This is a genomic window from Streptomyces solicavernae, from assembly GCF_029968095.1.
GTDB classification, from domain to species: domain Bacteria; phylum Actinomycetota; class Actinomycetes; order Streptomycetales; family Streptomycetaceae; genus Streptomyces; species Streptomyces solicavernae.
In genome coordinates, this window is sequence record NZ_JASCIR010000007.1 from 102,513 (window position 1) to 122,481 (window position 19,969).

Consider the following 19,969-nt stretch of genomic DNA (forward strand, 5'->3'; position numbering starts at 1 on the left):
AGGCGCTGTGAGCAGCGACCCGTGGGGCCGCGTCGACGAGGCGGGGACCGTGTACGTGCGTACGGCCGACGGAGGCGAGCGAGTCGTCGGTTCGTGGCAGGCAGGCTCTCCCGACGAGGCACTTGCCTACTTCAAGCGCAAGTACGACGGCCTGGTCGTGGAGATCGGCCTTCTCGAACGCCGGGTGCAGACCACGGACCTGTCGGCCAAGGACGCGACGACCGCCATCGAGCACCTGCGCGAGCAGATCACCGACGCGCACGCGGTGGGTGACCTGGACGCCCTGGCCAAGCGGCTCGACAAGCTGGTGGAGAGCGTCGAGGCCCGCCGCGAGGAGCGCAAGGTCGAGAAGGCCAAGCAGGCGGACGAGGCCAGGCACGCCAAGGAGTCCCTGGTCGTCGAGGCCGAGGAGCTGGCCCAGAGCGAGCAGTGGCGGGCGGCGGGCGAGCGGCTGCGCTCGCTCGTGGACACCTGGAAGGGCCTGCCGCGTCTCGACCGCAAGTCCGACGACGAACTCTGGCACCGCTTCTCGCACGCGCGCTCCGCCTTCTCCAAGCGCCGCAAGGCCCACTTCGCCGCGCTCGACGCGCAGCGCGAGGAGGCCCGCAAGGCGAAGGAGCGGCTGGTCTCGGAGGCCGAGGCGCTGTCGAACTCCAGGGAGTGGGGCCCGACGGCCGCGCGGTACCGCGATCTGATGGCCGAGTGGAAGGCCGTGGGCCGCGCCCAGCGCGAGCACGAGGACGACCTGTGGAACCGTTTCCGCGGCGCCCAGGACATCTTCTTCACGGCCCGCAGCGAGATCTTCGCCGAGCGGGACGCGGAGCAGGCGGAGAACCTGAAGCTCAAGGAGGCGCTGGCCGACGAGGCCGAGCAGCTGCTCCCGATCACCGACCTGAAGGCGGCCCGCGCCGCGTTCCGCGGGATCAACGAGCGCTGGGAGGCCATCGGCCACGTCCCGCGTGACGCCCGCCCGAAGGTCGAGGGCCGGATGCACACCGTGGAGCGGGCGCTGCAGGACTCCGAGGAAGCGGAGTGGCGGCGTACGAACCCGGAGGCACGCGCGCGTGCCGAGGGGCTCACGGGCCAGCTGCAGGCCGCGGTCGACAAGCTGACCGGCCAGATCGAGACCGCTCGCGCGCAGGGCAACAACGCTCGCGCCGACAAGCTCAAGAAGGAGCTCGACGGCCGTCAGGCGCTGCTCGACCAGGCCCTGAAGGGGCTGCACGAGTTCGGCGGCTGACGCCTTTCTCGTACGTACGTCAAGGGGCTCCCGTACTTCGTGTGCGGGAGCCCCTTCTTCGTGCACGGGAGCCCCTTTTTGCGTACGGCTGTGCGGTTCCGTCTTGCGTACGACTCCGTGGCTACGGTCTGCGCGCCGACGTCACGCGGTACACGTCGTAGACGCCCTCGACTCCCCTGACCGCCTTGAGCACGTGGCCCAGGTGCTTGGGGTCGCCCATCTCGAAGGTGAAGCGGGAGGTGGCGACGCGGTCGCGGGAGGTCTGGACGGCTGCCGACAGGATGTTGACGTGCTGGTCGGAGAGGACGCGGGTGACGTCCGAGAGCAGCCGGGAGCGGTCCAGCGCCTCGACCTGGATGGCGACCAGGAACACCGAGGACTGGGTGGGCGCCCACTCGACCTCCAGGATCCGCTCGGGCTGCTGCGACAGCGAGTCGACGTTGACGCAGTCCGCGCGGTGCACGGAGACGCCGCTGCCGCGGGTGACGAAGCCGATGATCGGGTCGCCCGGCACCGGGGTGCAGCAGCGGGCGAGCTTGACCCACACGTCCTCGACACCCTTGACCATGACGCCCGGGTCGGCGTTCGCACGGCGCTTGCTGCGGCCGCGCACCGGGGTGGCCGTCTCGGCGATGTCCTCGCCGGCCGCCTCCTCGCCGCCGAGGGCCTGGACCAGCTTCTGCACCACGTTCTGCGCGGAGACATGGCCCTCGCCGATCGCCGCGTACAGCGAGGAGATGTCGGGGTAGCGCATTTCGTGCGCCATCGTGACGAGGGAGTCGCCGGTGAGGATGCGCTGGATCGGCAGGTTCTGCTTGCGCATCGCGCGGACGATGGCGTCCTTGCCCTGTTCAATGGCCTCGTCGCGCCGCTCCTTGGAGAACCAGGCGCGGATCTTGTTGCGCGCCCGCGGGGACTTGACGAAGCCGAGCCAGTCACGGGACGGCCCTGCCCCGGCGGCCTTGGAGGTGAAGACCTCCACCAAGTCGCCGTTGTCCAGGGTGGATTCGAGCGGTACGAGACGGCCGTTGACCCGGGCTCCTATGGTGCGGTGGCCCACCTCGGTGTGCACCGCGTACGCGAAGTCGACGGGGGTCGCGCCCGCCGGGAGCGCTATGACGTCGCCCTTCGGCGTGAAGACGAACACCTCGTTGCGCGAGAGGTCGAAGCGCAGGGACTCCAGGAACTCGCCGGGGTCCTCGGTCTCCTTCTGCCAGTCGAGGAGTTGGCGCAGCCACGCCATGTCGTTGAGGTGGTCGTCCTTGCCGCCGCCCTTGGGGGCGTCCGAGCGGACCTTGGAGGCTCCGGCGACGGCCTCCTGCTTGTACTTCCAGTGCGCCGCGATGCCGTACTCGGCGCGGCGGTGCATGTCGAACGTGCGGATCTGCAGCTCGACGGGCTTGCCGTTGGGGCCGATGACCGTGGTGTGCAGCGACTGGTACATGTTGAACTTGGGCATCGCGATGTAGTCCTTGAACCGGCCGGGGACCGGGTTCCATCGCGCGTGCACCGTGCCGAGGGCGGCGTAGCAGTCCCGCACCGTGTCGACCAGGACACGGATCCCCACCAGGTCGTAGATCTCCGCGAAGTCACGGCCGCGGACGATCATCTTCTGGTAGACGCTGTAGTAGTGCTTCGGGCGGCCGGTCACGGTGGCCTTGATGCGGGCGGCGCGCAGGTCGGCCTGGACCTCGTCGGTCACTATGGCCAGGTACTCGTCGCGCTTGGGGGCCCGCTCGGCGACGAGGCGGACGATTTCGTCGTACATCTTGGGGTAGAGGATCGCGAACGCGAGGTCCTCCAGCTCCCACTTGATGGTGTTCATGCCCAGTCGGTGCGCCAACGGGGCGTAGATCTCCAGGGTTTCGCGGGCCTTCTTCTCCTGCTTCTCGCGCTTGAGATACCGCATCGTGCGCATGTTGTGCAGGCGGTCGGCGAGCTTGATGACCAGGACGCGCGGGTCCTTGGCCATGGCGACGACCATCTTGCGGACCGTCTCGGCCTGCGCGGCTTCGCCGAACTTGACCTTGTCCAGCTTGGTGACGCCGTCGACGAGCAGCGCGACCTGGTCGCCGAAGTCCCGGCGCAGGGTGTCCAGGCCGTACTCGGTGTCCTCCACGGTGTCGTGCAGCAGGCCCGCCATCAGCGTGGCCGGGTCCATGCCGAGCTCGGCGAGGATCGTCGTCACGGCGAGCGGATGCGTGATGTACGGGTCGCCGCTCTTGCGCTTCTGGCCGCGGTGCCAGCGCTCGGCGACCTGGTAGGCCCGCTCGATCTGGCGCAGCGTCGACGTCTCGATCTTCGGGTCGTTGCTCCGCACGATCCGAAGGAGCGGCTCAAGCACCGGGTTGTACGGGTTCGAGCGCTGCACGCCGAGGCGGGCGAGGCGGGCCCGCACGCGGTTGGAGGAGGCGGAGCGCGACTGGTTCGACCCTGCCGGGCGCATCGCCGGGGCCTGGCTCGCCGGGCCCTTGGCGGGCGGGTGCGCGGGCGCCTTCGCGGGCGGCGCGGGCTTGGGCGCCGGGCGGGGCTTTTCGGCCACCGGGTCGGACTTCGGCTTGGGTGCCTGCTTCTTCTCGCTCGCGGCGGGCATGGCAGCGGGCGCCGCGGCCGATTCGGCCGGCTGGTCGGGCTCGGGCTGCGCGGCGGCGAGTGGCTGACGGGCCTCGTCTGGCAAGAGTGCTCCTCATGCAGGGTCCGGCCCCCCGATCAGGTCCGGACTGCCATGGTATCGATCCTCGCGCTCCGGCTCGTGCCCACTGTGGATAACCTCCTGCGCGAGGGTGGCCTCCCCGAGGCCGCGGGCATGCGAAGGGCGGGCGACCGGACTGTTCCCGGTGCCCGCCCTTGGCTCGATCGTGCCGATCAGACGGCGATCAGCAGCTGATCCGCGCGTGCTCAGACGGTGAGCAGCGCCTCCAGCGGGGCGCCCTGGAGCGCGGGCTCCAGGCGGGCCCGGCCACCGAGGAAGCCGAGCTCCATCAGGACCGCCAGGCCGGCGACCTCGGCGCCCGCGCGGCGGATCAGCTGCAGCGAGGCCTCGGCGGTGCCGCCGGTGGCCAGGACGTCGTCGATGACCAGGACGCGGTCGCCCGTGGACAGGTCCTCGGCGTGCACCTCGATCTCGGCGCTGCCGTACTCCAGCTCGTACGACTGGGCCAGGGTCGCTCCGGGGAGCTTGCCCGCCTTGCGTACGGGGATGAAGCCCACGCCCGCGCGGACCGCGACCGGGGCCGCGAGGATGAATCCGCGCGCCTCCAGGCCGACGATCTTCGTCGCGCCCTGCTCGACGCAGAGGTCGGCGAGGGCGCCGGTGAGCGCCGAGAACGCCGTCGGGTCGGCGAGCAGCGGGGTGATGTCCTTGAACATCACGCCGGGTTTCGGGTAGTCCGGGACGTCCCGGATGCGGCTGAGCAGCAGTTCCTTGACGTCGGTCATCGGCGCTTCCCAGAGGGTCGGCCGCGTCCGCGGTTGCGGGACTGCGGCTGGGTGCGGCGCTGGCCGACCACGCCCGGGGCCGCGCCCGCGGTGGCGCCTGCGGTGGCGTCCACCGGGTCCGGCTCGCGGGGCTCCTCGTCCTGGCCCGCCGCCTCCGCTTCGCTCTTGGCGGCGGCCTGCGCGCGCTTGGCGAGCACCCGCTTCGTCAGCGCCTTCATCTGCGGCTCGCGCTCCTTGAGGTCGGCGACGAGCGGCGTGGCGATGAAGATCGAGGAGTACGCACCGGCGGCGAGGCCGACGAACAGCGACAGCGAGATGTCGTTCAGCATGCCGGCGCCGAGGACGCCGCCACCGATGAACAGCAGGCCCGCCACCGGCAGGAGCGCGACCACCGTGGTGTTGATGGAGCGCACCAGCGTGCTGTTGATGGAGAGGTTGGCGACCTCGCTGTAGGTCTGCTTCGTCTGCTTGGTGATCCCCTTCGACTGTTCCTTCAGGGAGTCGAAGACGACGACCGTGTCGTACAGCGAGTACCCGAGGATGGTCAGCAGACCGATCACCGTGCCCGGGGTGACCTCGAAGCCCACCAGGGCGTACACGCCGACGGTGATGGTGATGTCGTGGATCAGGGCGATCAGGGCGGCGACGGCCATCCGCCACTCGAAGGCGATCGCCAGGTAGATGACGCAGAGCACCATGAACACGCCGAGGCCCATCCAGGCCTTGTTGGCGATCTGCGCGCCCCAACTGGGCCCGACCAGTTCGGCGTTGATGTCGTTCGCCGGGACGCTCAGGTCCTCGGACAGCACTTCCTTGATCTGGTCGGACTTGGCGGTGTCCACGCCGCTGACCTGGATCCGGAGGCCGCCGTTGCCGAGCTTCTGGACGATGGACTGGTGGCCGGAGGCGTCTTCGGCCGCTTCCCGGGCCTGCGAGACGGAGGCCTCGGTCTTGGGCGTCGTGAAGACGGCGCCGCCCTTGAACTCGATGCCCAGGTTCAGTCCCTGCACCGCCAGGGCCACGATGGCCGTGATGGTGATCAGGATCGAGATGCCGTAGTAGACCTTCCGCTTGCCGATGAAGTCGTAGCCGACTTCGCCGCGGTAGAGCCGGGCGCCGAGGTTGCCGAGCTTCGACATCTCACGCCTCCTTCGGGTCGACGGAGCCGGGCACACGACGGGTGCGCGAGCGGCGCAGCGGGGGTTTGGCGCCGAGGCGCTTCGGGTCGAGTCCGGACCACGGGTGGCCGTTCGCGAAGAACTTGCGGCGGGCGAGCAGCGTCATCAGCGGCTTGGTGAAGAGGAACACCACGACGATGTCGAGCAGCGTGGTCAGGCCGAGCGTGAACGCGAAGCCCTGCACCTTGCCGACGGTGACGATGAACAGCACGGCGGCGGCCAGGAACGACACGAAGTCGGACACCAGGATGGTGCGCCGGGCACGCGGCCAGGCCCGCTCGACTGCGGGGCGCAGACTGCGGCCCTCACGGACCTCGTCCCGGGCCCGCTCGAAGTACACGATGAACGAGTCGGCGGTGATGCCGATGGCGACGATCGCACCGCAGACCGCCGGCAGGTTCAGCGCGAACCCGATGGCCGGCCCGAGCAGTGACATCAGCGTGTACGTGAGGATGCCGGAGGCGAGAAGGCTGAGCAGGGCGATCAGGGACAGGCCGCGGTAGTAGACCACGAGGTAGACGACGACCAGGGCGAGGCCGATGGCGCCGGCGATCAGTCCGGCCTGCAGCTGCTCACCGCCGAGGGCGGCGGTCACCGAGGTGACGCTCTGCTCCTCGAAGCTCAGCGGGAGCGCGCCGTACGACAGGATGTTCGCCAGGTCCTGCGCGGACTCCTGGGTGAAGCTGCCGGAGATCTCGGCGCTCTTGCTCAGGGTCTCGCTGACGCTGGGGGCGGAGACGACCTCGCCGTCGAGCACGATGCCGAACTGGTTCTGCGGCGACTGCTGCGTCTTCAGCTGGGTCGTGATCTTCGAGAACTTGTCCGCGCCCTTGCTGTTGAACTTCATCGTGACGATCCACTGGCCGCGGTCGTTGATGACCGCCGCGGCCTCGTCGACGTCCTTGCCGTCGACTTCGGCCGGACCGAGGATGTACTTCTCCCACTGGCCGATGGCGTTCTTGCCGCAACCGACCATGGGCTCAGTGGGCGCGACGCCCTGTGCGGCCTGGACCCGCTCGTCCTTCTTGGTGCAGTCGAGCGCGGTGAACTGCTCCTGCAGCTTCTTCGTGGCCTCGTCCGGCTTGGGCGTCTCGGTGGCGGAGGGCTTGTCCGTGGCGGAGGGCTTCTCGTCGCCCTTGCCCTGGTCGCCCTTGTCGTTCGCCGAGGAGGACGGGGTGGGGTCGGCCTTCAGGCCGTCGGTGACGGCGCGGCCCTGCGTGGTGGGGCTCGCGGTGGGCGTGGCGCTCTCGTCGCCGTTGCCGGCCTTCGGCTTGTCCTTGCCGGAGTCAGAGGCGCCGGGGTCCGATGCGCCGGGGGACGGGCTGGACGAGGGGTCCGGGGTGGGCTTGCCCGCGCTCATCGTGAGGACCGGGCGGAAGTAGAGCTGAGCGGTCGTGCCGACCTGCTCGCGGGCCTGCTTCTCGTTGGTGCCCTTGGGGATGTTGACGATGATGTTGCGATCGCCCTGGGTCTGGACCTCCGCCTCGGAGACGCCCAGGCCGTTGACACGGCGCTCGATGATGCCGACCGCGGTGTTCATGTTGGTCTTGTTGATCGCGTTCGGCTTGCCGGGCTGGTTCTTGGCCGCGAGCGTGATGCTCGTACCGCCGGCGAGGTCGATGCCCAGGCGCGGAGTGGTGTGACCGGAGAAGAACATCCCCCCGGTCAGCGCCACCATGGCGATCAGGATCAGCGCGAGGGCCCTGCCCGGCTTGCCCTGGCCGCTCGGCCTCCGGCCCTTCTTCGGTGCTGCCACCTTGTCGTTTCTCCCTGTCCAACCGCCCGGAACCCGAACACACGCCGTGGGCGGCCATGAAGTGGTGGGGGGTGAAACCGGACGAAGCCGGCACGCCCGAAGGACCGCGGGGCGTTCGGGGCGCTCCGCGGTCCTCGGCCGTGACTACTTCGCGTCGGCCTCGCCGTCGGTCTTCTTCGGCGCGTCCTCGTCCTTCTTCGGCGCGTCCTCGTCCGTGTCGGCGGCCTTGTCGGCGTCGGCCTGGGCAGCCTTGCCGGCGTCGGCCTCGGCGGTCTTGTCGGCGTCGGTGTCCTTCTTGGCGAAGTCCACGGGCGAGTCGCCGGCGGCGGCGGGCGCGGCGTCCTCAGCGTTCTCGGTCAGGGAGGAGGCGTCGTCCGGCACGACGGGGGTGTCCGACTTCAGGTCCTGTTCGGCGCCGTGGACGATGCGGTTGTACTCCTCGTCGTCGAGGACGGCGCCGATCGCGTTCTTGGCGTAGATCGCGTGGACTCCGGGCGCCACCTCCAGGGTGGCGGTGTCGTCGGTGACCTCCTTGACGACGGCGTACATGCCACCGATCGTGCGGACGCCGGTGCCGGGCTGCATCTCATTGCGCATCGTCGCCGCCGCCTGCTGCTTCTTCTTGGCGGAGCGCGTCATCAGGAACATGGCCCCGATGAGCACGATGAACGGGAGGAAGGTCACGATATCCACGGGACGTAATTTTCCTTCGCGCGACCGCGCGTTGAGCGGCCTGTCTATTGGGGGTGGGCACGCCGCCCGGGAGGGGCGGCATCGGCGGAGTCTAAGCGAGCCCGCGCCTAAGGAACAACGCTCAGCATGGCACTGGGGTTCCTGGCCCCGCGACCATCCGCGCCGTCAGGTGCTGAACAGGTCCCCTTGCCCCGTTCCTCCCGTTCCGCCGCCCTGTGGGGGCGTGAGTCCGAGGTGGGCCCAGGCCGCGGGGGTGGCGACGCGGCCCCTGGGCGTACGGGCGAGAAGTCCCTCTCTTACGAGGAAGGGCTCGGCGACCTCTTCCACGGTCTCACGCTCCTCCCCCACCGCGACAGACAGGGTGGAGAGGCCGACGGGGCCGCCGCCGAACAGCTTGAGCAGGGCTTCGAGGACCGCGCGGTCCAGGCGGTCGAGTCCACGGCCGTCCACCTCGTACACCTTCAGGGCGGCGGCGGCGATCTCGCGGGTGACGGTGCCGTCCGCCTTGACCTGGGCGTAGTCCCGTACGCGGCGCAGCAGGCGGTTGGCGATGCGGGGCGTGCCACGGGAGCGGCCCGCGATCTCGCCCGCGCCGTCGGCCTCGATCGTGACGTCGAGGAGTTCGGCGGAGCGGCTGATGACGCGCTCCAGCTCGGCGGGGCCGTAGAACTCCATGTGCGCGGTGAAGCCGAAGCGGTCGCGCAGGGGCGGGGGCAGCAGTCCCGCGCGGGTGGTGGCGCCGACGAGGGTGAAGGGCGGGAGTTCGAGGGGGATGGCGGTGGCGCCGGGGCCCTTGCCGACGATGACGTCGACGCGGAAGTCCTCCATTGCCATGTAGAGCATCTCTTCGGCGGGCCGTGACATGCGGTGGATCTCGTCGAGGAAGAGGACCTCGCCCTCCTGCAGCGAGGAGAGGATCGCGGCGAGGTCGCCCGCGTGCTGGATCGCGGGGCCGCTGGTGATGCGGATCGGGGCGTCCATCTCGGCCGCGATGATCATGGAGAGCGTGGTCTTGCCGAGGCCGGGGGCACCGGAGAGCAGGACGTGGTCGGCCGTGGCGCCGCGCTGGCGGGCGGCCCTGAGGACGAGGTCGAGCTGCTCGCGGACCCGCTCCTGGCCGACGAACTCGGACAGGGACTTGGGGCGCAGGGCCGCCTCGACGGCCTGGTCCTCGCCGTCCGCGGCGGCCCCGACGAGGCGGCCGTCGGTGTCGGCGGCGGTGTCGGTCGGTGTGGAGTCCCAGTTCACGGTGGCGGCCTCGGGGTTGTGGGTGCGGTCGTGTGCGGTACGGGGGCGGGGCGGTGCCCGCTTCCGGTGGCGCCTGCTTTCCGGTGCTTTCCGGTGCTTTCCGGCGGCGCTCGCTTTCCGGCGGCGCCGGTCAGCGGGCCTCGGTCAGCGGGCGCGGTTGAGGGTCTGCAGGGCGGCCTTCAGGAGCTGGGCCACCTGTGGGGTGCCCTCGGCGGCCTCGGCCTGCGGGGCGACGGCGGCGACCGCTTCGTCGGCCTCGCGCGTTGCGTACCCGAGGCCGATCAGGGCGGCGTGCAGCTGGTCGCGCCAGCCGGCGGTGACGGCGGTGCCGATGGCGGGGCCGCCGGTGCCGAGGGGTTCGCCGAGTCTGTCCTTCAGTTCGAGGAGGAGCTTCTGGGCGCCCTTCTTGCCGATGCCGGGGACGGCGGTGAGCGCCTTCTCGTCCCCGGTGGAGACGGCCGTGCGCAGCGCGTCCGGGCTGTGTACGGCGAGCATGGCCTGGGCCAGGCGCGGGCCGACCCCGCTGGCGGTCTGCAGCAGCTCGAAGGTCTGGCGCTCGTCGTCGTCGGCGAAGCCGTAGAGGGTCAGCGAGTCCTCGCGCACGACCAACGACGTGGCCAGCTTGGCCTGTTGGCCCACGCGCAGGCCGGACAGGGTGGTGGGGGTGCACTGGACGGCCATGCCGATGCCGCCGACCTCGACCACCGCCGAGTCGGGGGCGAGTCCGGCCACGGGTCCGCTGACGAAGGCGATCATGGCGTTCGGCCTTTCGATGCGTGCTTTGATGCGTGCAGGGCGGCCTGTTGCTGCACTGCCTGCTGGAGTCGGTTCTTGGCGGGGGCGCGCCAGATGTGGCAGATCGCGAGGGCCAGGGCGTCCGCGGCGTCGGCCGGCTTGGGCGGGGCGGCGAGCCGCAGCAGTCTGGTGACCATGGCGCCGACCTGGGCCTTGTCCGCGCGTCCGCTGCCGGTGACGGCGGCCTTGACCTCGCTGGGCGTGTGCAGGGCGACCGGGATGCCGCGGCGCGAGGCGCAGAGCATGGCTACGGCACTGGCCTGGGCGGTGCCCATGACCGTACGGACGTTGTGCTGGCTGAACACCCGCTCCACGGCGACGCATTCGGGCCGGTGCTCGTCGAGCCACTGCTCGATGCCCTGCTCGATGGCGACGAGCCGCTGCCCCAACTCGGCGTCGGTGGGCGTGCGGACGACGCCGACGCCGCGCATCGTGAGGGGGCGGCCCGCGACGCCCTCGACGACGCCCACACCGCAGCGGGTCAGCCCTGGGTCCACACCGAGCACACGCACGCCACCCCTCCTTCGCTCATCTGTTTGTGCAGGCTATCGGCTGCCACTGACAACGGGTGCAAAGGGAAGGGCCGACGGGCGTGTGTCCCGTCGGCCCTTGCCGTGCAGCGGAGTTCGCCGTGCGGCGCGCAGTGCACGGTCAGGCGTCGACCTTCTCCATGATCTCGTCGGGGACGTCGAAGTTGGCGAAGACGTTCTGGACGTCGTCGCTGTCCTCAAGGGCGTCGATGAGCTTGAACATCTTCCGCGCGCCCTCCTCGTCCAGCTCGATCTGCATGGTGGGCAGGAAGCTGGCCTCGGCCGAGTCGTAGTCGATGCCCGCGTCGACCAGGGCGGTGCGGACCGCGACCAGGTCGGTGGCCTCGCTGACGACCTCGAACTTCTCGCCGAGGTCGTTGACCTCGTCGGCGCCCGCTTCCAGGACGGCACCGAGGACGTCGTCCTCGTCGAGCTCGCCCTTGTTGACGATCACGACGCCCTTGCGGTTGAAGAGGTACGCGACCGAGCCCGGGTCCCCCATCGAGCCGCCGTTGCGGGTCATCGCGACGCGGACGTCGGACGCCGCGCGGTTGCGGTTGTCGGTGAGGCACTCGATGTAGACGGCCACGCCGTTGGGGCCGTAGCCCTCGTACATGATCGTCTCGTAGTCGGCGCCGCCGGCCTCAAGGCCGCCGCCGCGCTTGACCGCGGAGTCGATGTTCTTGTTCGGGACCGACTGCTTCTTGGCCTTCTGGATGGCGTCGTAGAGGGTCGGGTTGCCCTCGATGTCGACGCCGCCCATTCGCGCGGCGACCTCGATGTTCTTGATCAGCTTCGCGAAGAGCTTGCCGCGCTTGGCATCGATCACGGCCTTCTTGTGCTTCGTCGTGGCCCATTTAGAGTGGCCGGACATCTGCCTGTCTCCTTCGCGTAACCAATCTCTGTACGAACGACAGAGATCCTACCGGGACCCTGCCGGGTGCTTCTCCCGCACCATCTCCACGAACAGCTCGTGAACGCGGTGGTCACCGGTGAGCTCCGGGTGGAACGACGTGGCGAGGGCGCCGCCCTGGCGTACGGCGACGATGTGGCCGTCGTGCTCGGCGAGCACCTCGGCGGCGGCGCCGACCGACTCGACCCAGGGGGCGCGGATGAAGACGCCCTCCACGCCGCCGATCCCGGACACCTCGACGGTCGCCTCGAAGGACTCGTTCTGTCGCCCGAAGGCGTTACGGCGCACGATCATGTCGATGCCGCCGAACGTCTCCTGGCCGGAGCGCGGGTCGAGGATCTTGTCGGCGAGCATGATCAGACCGGCGCAGCTGCCGTAGACCGGCATGCCGTTCCTGATCCGCTCGCGCAGTGGCTCCGCGAGGCCGAAGAGGTCGGCCAGCTTGGAGATCGTGGTCGATTCGCCGCCGGGGATGACGAGCCCGTCGACCTCGGCCAGTTCTTCGGGGCGCCGCACCGGCCTGGCCACGGCGTCCGCCGCGGCCAGGGCGATGAGGTGCTCCCGTACGTCGCCCTGGAGGGCCAGGACGCCGATCACAGGGGTGTTCATGGGTGTTACCAGCCGCGCTTCGCGTAACGCTCGGTCTCGGGGAGCTCGTCGCAGTTGATGCCGACCATGGCCTCGCCCAGGTTGCGGGAGGCGTCGGCGATGATCTTCGGGTCGTCGTAGAAGGTGGTGGCCTTCACGATGGCGGCGGCGCGCTTGGCCGGGTCGCCGGACTTGAAGATTCCGGAGCCGACGAAGACACCCTCGGCGCCGAGCTGACGCATCAGGGCGGCGTCGGCCGGGGTGGCCACGCCACCGGCGGAGAACAGCACGACCGGCAGCTTGCCGAGCTCGGCGACCTCCTTGACCAGCTCGTACGGGGCGCGCAGCTCCTTGGCGGCGGCGTACAGCTCGTTGTTGTCGTAGCCGCGCAGGCGGGCGATCTCGTTCTTGATCTGGCGCATGTGGCGGACGGCCTCGACGACGTTGCCGGTACCGGCCTCGCCCTTCGAGCGGATCATGGCCGCGCCCTCGGCGATGCGGCGCAGGGCCTCCCCCAGGTTGGTGGCGCCACAGACGAAGGGGGTGGTGAAGGCGAACTTGTCGCTGTGGTTGACCTCGTCGGCCGGGGTCAGTACCTCGGACTCGTCGATGTAGTCCACGCCGAGGGACTGCAGGACCTGGGCCTCGACGAAGTGACCGATGCGGGACTTGGCCATGACCGGGATGGAGACGGCCTCGATGATGCCCTCGATCATGTCCGGGTCGGACATCCGGGCCACGCCGCCGTCCTTGCGGATGTCGGCCGGCACCCGCTCCAGGGCCATGACGGCGACGGCGCCCGCGTCCTCGGCGATCTTCGCCTGCTCCGGGGTGACCACGTCCATGATCACGCCGCCCTTGAGCTGCTCGGCCATGCCGCGCTTGACGCGCGCGGTGCCGGTCGCGGGGGTTTCGGTGGCCTGGGTGCTGGTGGTGGGCGTGCTGGACACGGATGACCTCACTGGCGGGAAGGGGAATCTTGCTGCTCAGCAGCCAACCGTCCGCTTCAGGCCACAACAAGGGCCAATGGTGAGGCGGTGGCTCATTTTTCCCGCAGCCCGACAAAGGGCCAGGGTTCGCCGCACGGGCGTCCTACGAGGCGGCCCGGTCCGCGAGCGCCGTCGGCGGTTCGTCGTCCATCTCGAAGGCCATCGGGAACGGCGCGTGCCCGGCGAGCCGGAACCACCTCACCTTGCGGTGTCTGCGCAGGGCGCGGGCCGCGCGTACGGCGTCGTTGTGGAAGCGGCGGGCCATGGGGACCCTGCGGACGGCCTGGCCGAGTTCGTTCGCCGCGTCCTCGCCGCCCGGGGCCTCGCGTACGACGTCCATCTGGCCGGGTTCCGCGAAGATCGCCCGCAGGGCCTGGGAGAGCTCGCTCTCGGCGACCTCGCGGTGTTCCTCCTCGGCCTGCCGGGCCGCGTGCGCCGCTTCGTAGAGCACGATCGACGCGGCCGGGTCGAGCACGCCCGACGTGGCGAGTTCCTGCGCGACCGAGGCGCGGCGCAGCAACTGCGCGTCGAGGGCGGCGCGGGCTGCGTCGATGCGCGCGTGCAGCCGGTCGAGGCGGCCCGCCGTCCAGCTCAAGTAGAGGCCGATCGCGAAGAGCGCTACCGCGATCCAGATCAAGGTGGAGGTCACGGGCGGAAGGCTACCCGTGGGCGGGCCGGGCCCCGCAGCCGCGACGGCGGTCAGCACTGCCACAGGAACGCCGCCTTCCTGCACGCGCGCAGGCGAAGACGTGGCCGTGGCCACCGCCACCGAAGTCGGCGGCGGTGCGGTGGTCCTGACTCTCTTTCGAGCGAGGCGGTGAGCATCAGGGCACGGCGGCACGGCGGCACGCTGCGCAGTCGGGCGTCTCGGTGCCCTGGAGCCACTCCGGTGCGCGGCACCGCGGAGTCGGAGGCGGTCCGGCCGCCATGGATCAGCTGCATGCCTGAAGGCTAGGACGGGCCACTGACAACGCCGGTCCGGCAGCCGCCCGGCGCCCAAGTGCGGGCCCGGGCAGGCCCCCGGAAGGCGCCCGGCCTCAGTCCCGCGCCAGCCCGAACCGCGCCCGCAGCCCGGTGCGTTCGTCGGTGTCGACCGATGCCGCGCCGTCCGTCACCGTCTCGTACACCGCGAGGATGTCCGCCCCGACCGTGGACCAGTCGAAGCGGCGGACGTGGGCGCTGCCGCGCCGGCGCAGTCCGTCCCGGCGCGCGGGGTCGCCGAGGAGGCGCACGGCGGCGTCCGCGAGCGCGTCGGCGTCCTCGTTGGCGAACAGCTCGCCCGCCGCGCCCTGGTCGAGGACCTGGGCGAACGCGTCGAGGTCGGAGGCGAGCACGGGCGCGGCCGCGGAGAGGGCCTCGACGAGGATGATCCCGAAGCTCTCGCCGCCGGTGTTGGGCGCCACGTACACGTCGACGCTGCGCAGCAGGCGGGCCTTGTCCTCGTCGCTGACCATGCCGAGGAACTCCACGCGCGAGCGCATGTCGAGCGGCAGCGTCGCGACGGCCTCCTCCTCGTCACCGCGCCCGGCGACGAGCAGGCGGGTCTGCGGGCGCTCCTCCAGGATCCTGGGCAGCGCCTTCATCAGCACCGGAAGCCCCTTGCGCGGCTCGTCGATGCGCCCGATGAACCCGATGGTCCCGCCCTGCCACTCGGGCTTCGGCTCGGCCTTCGCGAAGAAGTCGACGTCGACGCCGTTGGGGATCACGACCGCGTCGCCGCCCAGGTGCTCGACCAGGGTCCGGCGCGCGTACTCGCTGACCGCGATGCGCGCGCTGATCTTCTCCAGGGCGGGCTGCAGGATCGGGTACGCGGCGATCATCGCGCGTGAGCGGGGGTTCGACGTGTGGAACGTCGCGACGATCGGCCCCTGCGCGGCCCAGCAGGTGAGCAGGCCGAGCGAGGGGGAGGCCGGTTCGTGGATGTGGATGACGTCGAAGGTGCCGTCGTGCAGCCAGCGCCGCACACGCGCGGCGGACAGAAAGCCGAAGTTGAGGCGCGCCACGGAGCCGTTGTACGGAACCGGAACGGCGCGCCCCGCGGAGACCACGTACGGCGGAAGCGGAGTGTCGTCGTCGGCGGGTGCGAGGACGGATACCTCGTGGCCCCAGCGGATGAGGTGCTCGGCGAGGTCGCGGATGTGGAACTGGACGCCGCCCGGCACGTCCCAGGAGTACGGGCAGACGATGCCGATCCTCACTCGGTCACCTCGGACGCAGCCCCGTCGGGCGCCTTGGCGGGGTCCAGGTCGGCGAGCCACAGTCGTTGCAGCATGTGCCAGTCCTCCGGGTGGTCGGCGATACCGGTGGCGAAGGCGTCGGCCAGCGCCTGTGTCATGACAGACGTCTTCTCGTCCCGTGTGCCTGTCTCCGGTACTTCGATGGGCGGATGGACCCGGCCCTTCATGACGGCGCTCTCGTCGTACCAGAGGGTGACGGGGAGCAGCAGTGCGCCGGTCTGCTGGGCGAGCATCGCGGGGCCGGCCGGCATGCGCGTGGTCTCACCGAAGAACTTCACCTCGACGCCGGACGCGGACAGGTCCCGGTCGGCGACCAGACAGACCAGGCCTCCCGCGCGGAGCCTGCGCGCGAGTGTGCCGAAGGCCGAGCCGCCGGTGTGCGGCAGGACCTCCATGCCGAGGCTGCCGCGGTAGGCCACGAAGCGGTCGTACAGCGTCTCGGGCTTGAGCCGTTCCTGGACGGTGGTGAACGGCGTCTCCAGCTTGGTGGTGACCCAGGCGCCCGCGAGGTCCCAGTTGGCGAGGTGCGGAAGGGCGAGGATCACGCCCTTGTCGGAGGCGAGGCCGTCCGTCAGGTAGTGCACGTCCTTGGGCGCGAAACCGTTCGCCATACGGTCCTTGCTCCAGGCCGGCAGCCGGAAGGACTCCATCCAGTAGCGCATGTACGAGCGCATGCCCGCCTTGGAGAGGGCGGCGAGGCGCTCGGGGCTCGCATCCGGCACCACGCGCGCGTAGTTGGCCTCCAGCCGCTGGACACCCTTGCCGCGGCGCTTCCACGCGAGGTCGGCGATGCCGCGCCCGAGGCGGACGGCGACGGGCTCGGGGAGCTTCTTCACCGCGGACCAGCCGAGCCCGTACAGGGCGTCGGTGAGTTTCTCCTGTGCCTTGCTCATGACGTGGCCTCGCTCCCCCGCGCCTCGCTGCCGCTCGGCTCTGCTTCTTCTGTGCCGGTTTTCGTCCTGGCCGCCACTTCTTCTGTGCCGGTTTTCGTCCTGGCCGCCACTTCTTCTGTGCCGGTTTTCGTCCCGGCCGCCACTTCTTCTGTGCCGGTTTTCGTCCCGGCCGTCACTTCTTCTGTGCCGGTCTTCGTCCCCGCCGCCACGTCCTCTGTGCCGGTTTTGGTCTCCGTCGCCGTGGCCGCGTCCGCTTCCGCGGATTCCCGTCGTACGGTCACCACCCGCTGGCCGAGGGTCACGGCGCTGCCGACGGCGACGATCCACAGGGCGATCGGCAGCAGGACGTCGATACCGGGCACCCCGAAGGCGTGCAGTCCGGCGAGACCGGCCGCGACCAGCGAGATGACGAGCCGCTCGGCCCGCTCGATCAGACCGTTCACCGCGACAGGCAGCCCGATCGACTCCCCGCGCGCCTTCGTGTACGAGACCACCTGGCCGCTGGCCAGGCAGAAGATGGACACCGCGCACATCATGTCGCTGTCGCCACGGCCCGCGTACCAGAGCGCGAAGCCGCCGAAGATCGCGCCGTCCGCGACCCGGTCGAGCGTGGAGTCCAGGAAGGCACCCCAGCGGCTGGAGATGCCCGCCTGCCGGGCCATGTTTCCGTCGACCAGGTCCGAGAACACGAACAGCGTGATGACGATCGTGCCCCAGAAGAACTCGCCCCGGGGGAAGAAGACCAGCGCACCCGCCACGACACCCGCGGTGCCGATCAGCGTGACCGCGTCCGGGCTGACTCCCCGGCGGAGCAGAAACGCGGCGAACGGTGTGAGGACACGCGTGAAGAACGCACGCGCGTACTTGTTCAGCATGGCCTTGAAGCCTTCCCAACGGGAGTGGCGGGCCGCGCGGCCCCTGCGGCCACCGGCGGCCCCATCGTAGCCACGGACCCTGTCGGTCCACCTCGTGAGCCCCTTCGGTCCCCGTACGCGTCCCCGTGCACGTCCCCGTACGCGTCCCCGTGCGCGTCCCCGTACGCGTCCCCGTACGCGTCCCCGTACGCGTCTCCAGGTGCGTCTCCGGGCACGCGCGATCGCGTACGACGTATGGACGCGCCGTGAAGCGAGTGGAAAGCTCGAAGGCACCGCGGGCGTCATCGGAGCCGCCGGCACACGCGGTCCCACGCGCGTCCGCGCCCTCTCCCCTCACCGTGCGAGAAATCGGGAGCCTTCGGGAGGCACAGCATGGGCGACAAGGCAAGTGCACATACCGGGGCCGCCGGCAGGGCGCCCACGGCCGACCACCCCCGTTCCGTACGGAACGTGGTGCTGGTCGGCCACAGCGGTTCCGGCAAGACGACTCTGGTGGAGGCCCTCGCGCTGACCGCGGGGGTGATGAACCGGGCGGGCCGCGTGGAGGACGGCGGCACCGTCTCCGACTACGACGAGATCGAGCACCGACAGCAGCGCTCGATCCAGCTGTCCCTGGTCCCGGTGGAGTGGGGCGGCGTCAAGATCAATCTGCTCGACACCCCCGGATACGCCGATTTCGTCGGCGAGTTGAGGGCCGGTCTGCGCGCCGCGGACGCGGCCCTCTTCGTCGTCTCGGCCGCCGAGGGCACGGAGGGCGTCACCGGCGCCACCCGCATGGTGTGGGACGAGTGCGCGGCAGTGGGCATGCCACGGGCAATCGTCGTCACGCACCTGGAGGCGGCACGCGCCGACTTCGACGCGATGACCGGCAGCTGCGCGGCGACCTTCGGCGGGGACGACCCGGACGCCGTGATCCCGCTGTATCTGCCGCAGTACGGGGAGGAGGGCCCGGACGGGCACGCTCCGGTGACCGGTCTGGTCGGACTGCTGTCGCAGCGGGTCTTCGACTACGCGTCGGGCGAGCGCAAGGAGCTGGATCCGGACGGCGAACAGGAGGCGCGGATCGCTCAGGCCCGTAGCAGGCTCATCGAGGGGATCATCGCGGAGAGCGAGGACGAGACCCTCATGGACCGCTACCTGGGCGGCGAGACCATCGACTACAAGACGCTGGTGGAGGATCTGGAGCGCGCGGTGGCGCGCGGCGTCTTCCACCCGGTGCTCGCCGCGGCGCCGGCCGCCGACGGCGCGCGGCAGGGCCTCGGCACGGTCGAGCTCCTGGAGCTGATCACGGGCGGTTTCCCGACGCCCCTGGAGCGGGACACACCGGCCGTCACGACTCCGGACGGCACCGCGCGTGCGGCGCTTTCCTGCGACCCGCAGGGCCCGCTCGCCGCCGAGGTCGTGAAGACGTCGTCCGACCCCTATGTGGGACGGATCTCGCTGGTACGGGTCTTCTCCGGCACGCTGCGCGCGGACGACACGGTGCATGTCTCGGGGCACGGTCTGGCCGACCGCGGCCACGAGGACCACGACGTCGACGAGCGCGTCGGCGCCCTCTCCTCGCCGTTCGGCAAACAGCAGCGCACCCTGTCGCAGTGCATCGCGGGCGACCTCGCCTGCGTGGCGAAACTGAACCGCGCGGAGACCGGGGACACCTTGTCCGCCAAGGACGACCCGCTCCTCATGGAGCCGTGGAGCATGCCGGACCCGCTGCTTCCGCTGGCGATCAGGGCGCACAGCAAACCCGACGAGGACAAGCTGTCGCAGGGCCTGGCCCGCCTGGTCGCCGAGGATCCGACGATGCGCCTGGAGCAGAACCAGGACACCCACCAGGTGGTCCTGTGGTGCCTGGGCGAGGCGCACCAGGACGTGGCCCTCGAACGGCTCCGCAGCCGCTACGGCGTCCAGGTCGACGTCGTGCCGCACCGCGTCGCCCTGCGCGAGACGTTCGGCGCGAAGGCCGCGGGCCGCGGCCGCCACGTCAAACAGTCCGGCGGGCACGGGCAGTTCGCGATCTGCGAGATCGAGGTGGAGCCGTTGCCCGGCGGCAGCGGCGTGGAGTTCGTCGACAAGGTCGTCGGCGGCGCCGTGCCGCGGCAGTTCATCGCGTCCGTGGAGAAGGGCGTGCGGGCGCAGGCGGCGCGCGGGATCGGCCCAAGCCCGCTGGTCGACGTGCGCGTCACACTCCTGGACGGCAAGGCACACTCCGTCGACTCGTCCGACGCCGCGTTCCAGACGGCCGGCGCGCTCGCCCTGCGCGAGGCCGCGGCGGACGCGCCGATCCATGTCCTCGAACCCGTCGCTGAGGTGAGCGTGCTCGTCGGCGACGCGTACGTCGGCTCCGTGATGAGCGATCTGTCGGGGCGGCGGGGCCGGGTCGTCGGCACCGAGCAGTCGCCCGGCGGCCGCACACTCGTACGGGCCGAGGTGCCGGAGATCGAGATCGGCCGGTACGCGGTTGATCTGCGCTCGCTGGCTCATGGAACGGGCCGTTTCAGCCGTAGTTACGTCCGGCACGAACCGATGCCCGCCCCGCTGGCGGCGAAGCTGCGTGAGGCGGCCGACCAGGACGCCTGACCGCCCCGACCCGGTCCGT

General features: G+C 70.7%; 16 protein-coding genes and 1 pseudogene. 2 read left to right on the forward strand and 15 right to left on the reverse strand.

The genetic code is table 11. The features are described 5' to 3' along the window. Positions 1-7 precede the first annotated feature (7 nt). Positions 8-1,240 carry a DUF349 domain-containing protein gene (locus tag QIS99_RS11175; protein WP_282512971.1) on the forward strand — a complete coding sequence of 411 codons (1,233 nt, stop codon included), beginning with the start codon at positions 8-10 and terminating at the stop codon, positions 1,238-1,240. Between the two features lie 121 nt (positions 1,241-1,361). Here QIS99_RS11175 and QIS99_RS11180 read toward each other — a convergent pair whose 3' ends face one another. The 15 genes and pseudogenes from QIS99_RS11180 to pgsA form a co-directional block, all read right to left on the reverse strand. Continuing rightward, the gene (locus tag QIS99_RS11180; protein ID WP_282512973.1) at positions 1,362-3,917 is read right to left on the reverse strand and encodes a RelA/SpoT family protein; all 2,556 of its coding nucleotides are present in this window, start codon (positions 3,915-3,917) and stop codon (positions 1,362-1,364) included. Positions 3,918-4,138: 221 nt separating this feature from the next. Further along, positions 4,139-4,678, reverse strand: a complete 540-nt coding sequence (locus QIS99_RS11185) for an adenine phosphoribosyltransferase (RefSeq protein WP_282512975.1) — start codon at positions 4,676-4,678, stop codon at positions 4,139-4,141. Then, positions 4,675-5,817 carry a protein translocase subunit SecF gene (gene secF / locus QIS99_RS11190; RefSeq protein ID WP_282512978.1) on the reverse strand — a complete coding sequence of 381 codons (1,143 nt, stop codon included), beginning with the start codon at positions 5,815-5,817 and terminating at the stop codon, positions 4,675-4,677. The genes QIS99_RS11185 and secF overlap by 4 nt, the downstream gene beginning before the upstream one ends. A gap of 1 nt (position 5,818) precedes the next feature. Then, on the reverse strand, positions 5,819-7,612 hold the full coding sequence (gene secD, locus QIS99_RS11195) for a protein translocase subunit SecD (protein WP_282512980.1): 1,794 nt from the start codon (positions 7,610-7,612) through the stop codon (positions 5,819-5,821). A 144-nt stretch (positions 7,613-7,756) separates the two neighbouring features. Then, positions 7,757-8,305, reverse strand: a complete 549-nt coding sequence (gene yajC, locus QIS99_RS11200; protein WP_282512982.1) for a preprotein translocase subunit YajC — start codon at positions 8,303-8,305, stop codon at positions 7,757-7,759. 165 nt (positions 8,306-8,470) lie between these two features. After that, on the reverse strand, positions 8,471-9,553 hold the full coding sequence (ruvB, locus tag QIS99_RS11205) for a Holliday junction branch migration DNA helicase RuvB (RefSeq protein ID WP_282512984.1): 1,083 nt from the start codon (positions 9,551-9,553) through the stop codon (positions 8,471-8,473). Positions 9,554-9,697: 144 nt separating this feature from the next. Continuing rightward, complete coding sequence (gene ruvA, locus QIS99_RS11210; RefSeq protein ID WP_282512986.1) at positions 9,698-10,309, reverse strand: Holliday junction branch migration protein RuvA; 612 nt, start codon at positions 10,307-10,309, stop codon at positions 9,698-9,700. After that, entirely contained in the window at positions 10,306-10,860 is a 555-nt protein-coding gene (ruvC, locus tag QIS99_RS11215) for a crossover junction endodeoxyribonuclease RuvC (RefSeq protein ID WP_282512988.1), read from the reverse strand. Before ruvC ends, ruvA begins: the two co-directional genes overlap by 4 nt. Positions 10,861-10,999: 139 nt before the next feature. Then, positions 11,000-11,752: a YebC/PmpR family DNA-binding transcriptional regulator gene (locus QIS99_RS11220; RefSeq protein ID WP_282512990.1), complete on the reverse strand. Its 753-nt coding sequence runs from the start codon at positions 11,750-11,752 to the stop codon at positions 11,000-11,002. 48 nt (positions 11,753-11,800) lie between these two features. Continuing rightward, complete coding sequence (gene pdxT / locus QIS99_RS11225; RefSeq protein WP_282512992.1) at positions 11,801-12,400, reverse strand: pyridoxal 5'-phosphate synthase glutaminase subunit PdxT; 600 nt, start codon at positions 12,398-12,400, stop codon at positions 11,801-11,803. Positions 12,401-12,405: 5 nt separating this feature from the next. Then, complete coding sequence (pdxS, locus tag QIS99_RS11230) at positions 12,406-13,329, reverse strand: pyridoxal 5'-phosphate synthase lyase subunit PdxS (protein WP_282512995.1); 924 nt, start codon at positions 13,327-13,329, stop codon at positions 12,406-12,408. Between the two features lie 142 nt (positions 13,330-13,471). Then, complete coding sequence (locus tag QIS99_RS11235) at positions 13,472-14,017, reverse strand: LemA family protein (protein ID WP_282512997.1); 546 nt, start codon at positions 14,015-14,017, stop codon at positions 13,472-13,474. 388 nt (positions 14,018-14,405) lie between these two features. Further along, on the reverse strand, positions 14,406-15,566 hold the full coding sequence (locus QIS99_RS11240) for a glycosyltransferase family 4 protein (RefSeq protein WP_282512999.1): 1,161 nt from the start codon (positions 15,564-15,566) through the stop codon (positions 14,406-14,408). After that, positions 15,563-16,498: a phosphatidylinositol mannoside acyltransferase gene (locus tag QIS99_RS11245; protein WP_282513001.1), complete on the reverse strand. Its 936-nt coding sequence runs from the start codon at positions 16,496-16,498 to the stop codon at positions 15,563-15,565. The genes QIS99_RS11240 and QIS99_RS11245 overlap by 4 nt, the downstream gene beginning before the upstream one ends. Positions 16,499-16,728: 230 nt before the next feature. Then, positions 16,729-17,373 (reverse strand): annotated as a pseudogene (pgsA, locus tag QIS99_RS11250) (phosphatidylinositol phosphate synthase); the annotation flags it as partial. A 372-nt stretch (positions 17,374-17,745) separates the two neighbouring features. Between pgsA and QIS99_RS11255 the strand changes: the two are divergent. Continuing rightward, entirely contained in the window at positions 17,746-19,950 is a 2,205-nt protein-coding gene (locus QIS99_RS11255; protein ID WP_282513003.1) for an elongation factor G-like protein EF-G2, read from the forward strand. Positions 19,951-19,969 lie beyond the last annotated feature (19 nt).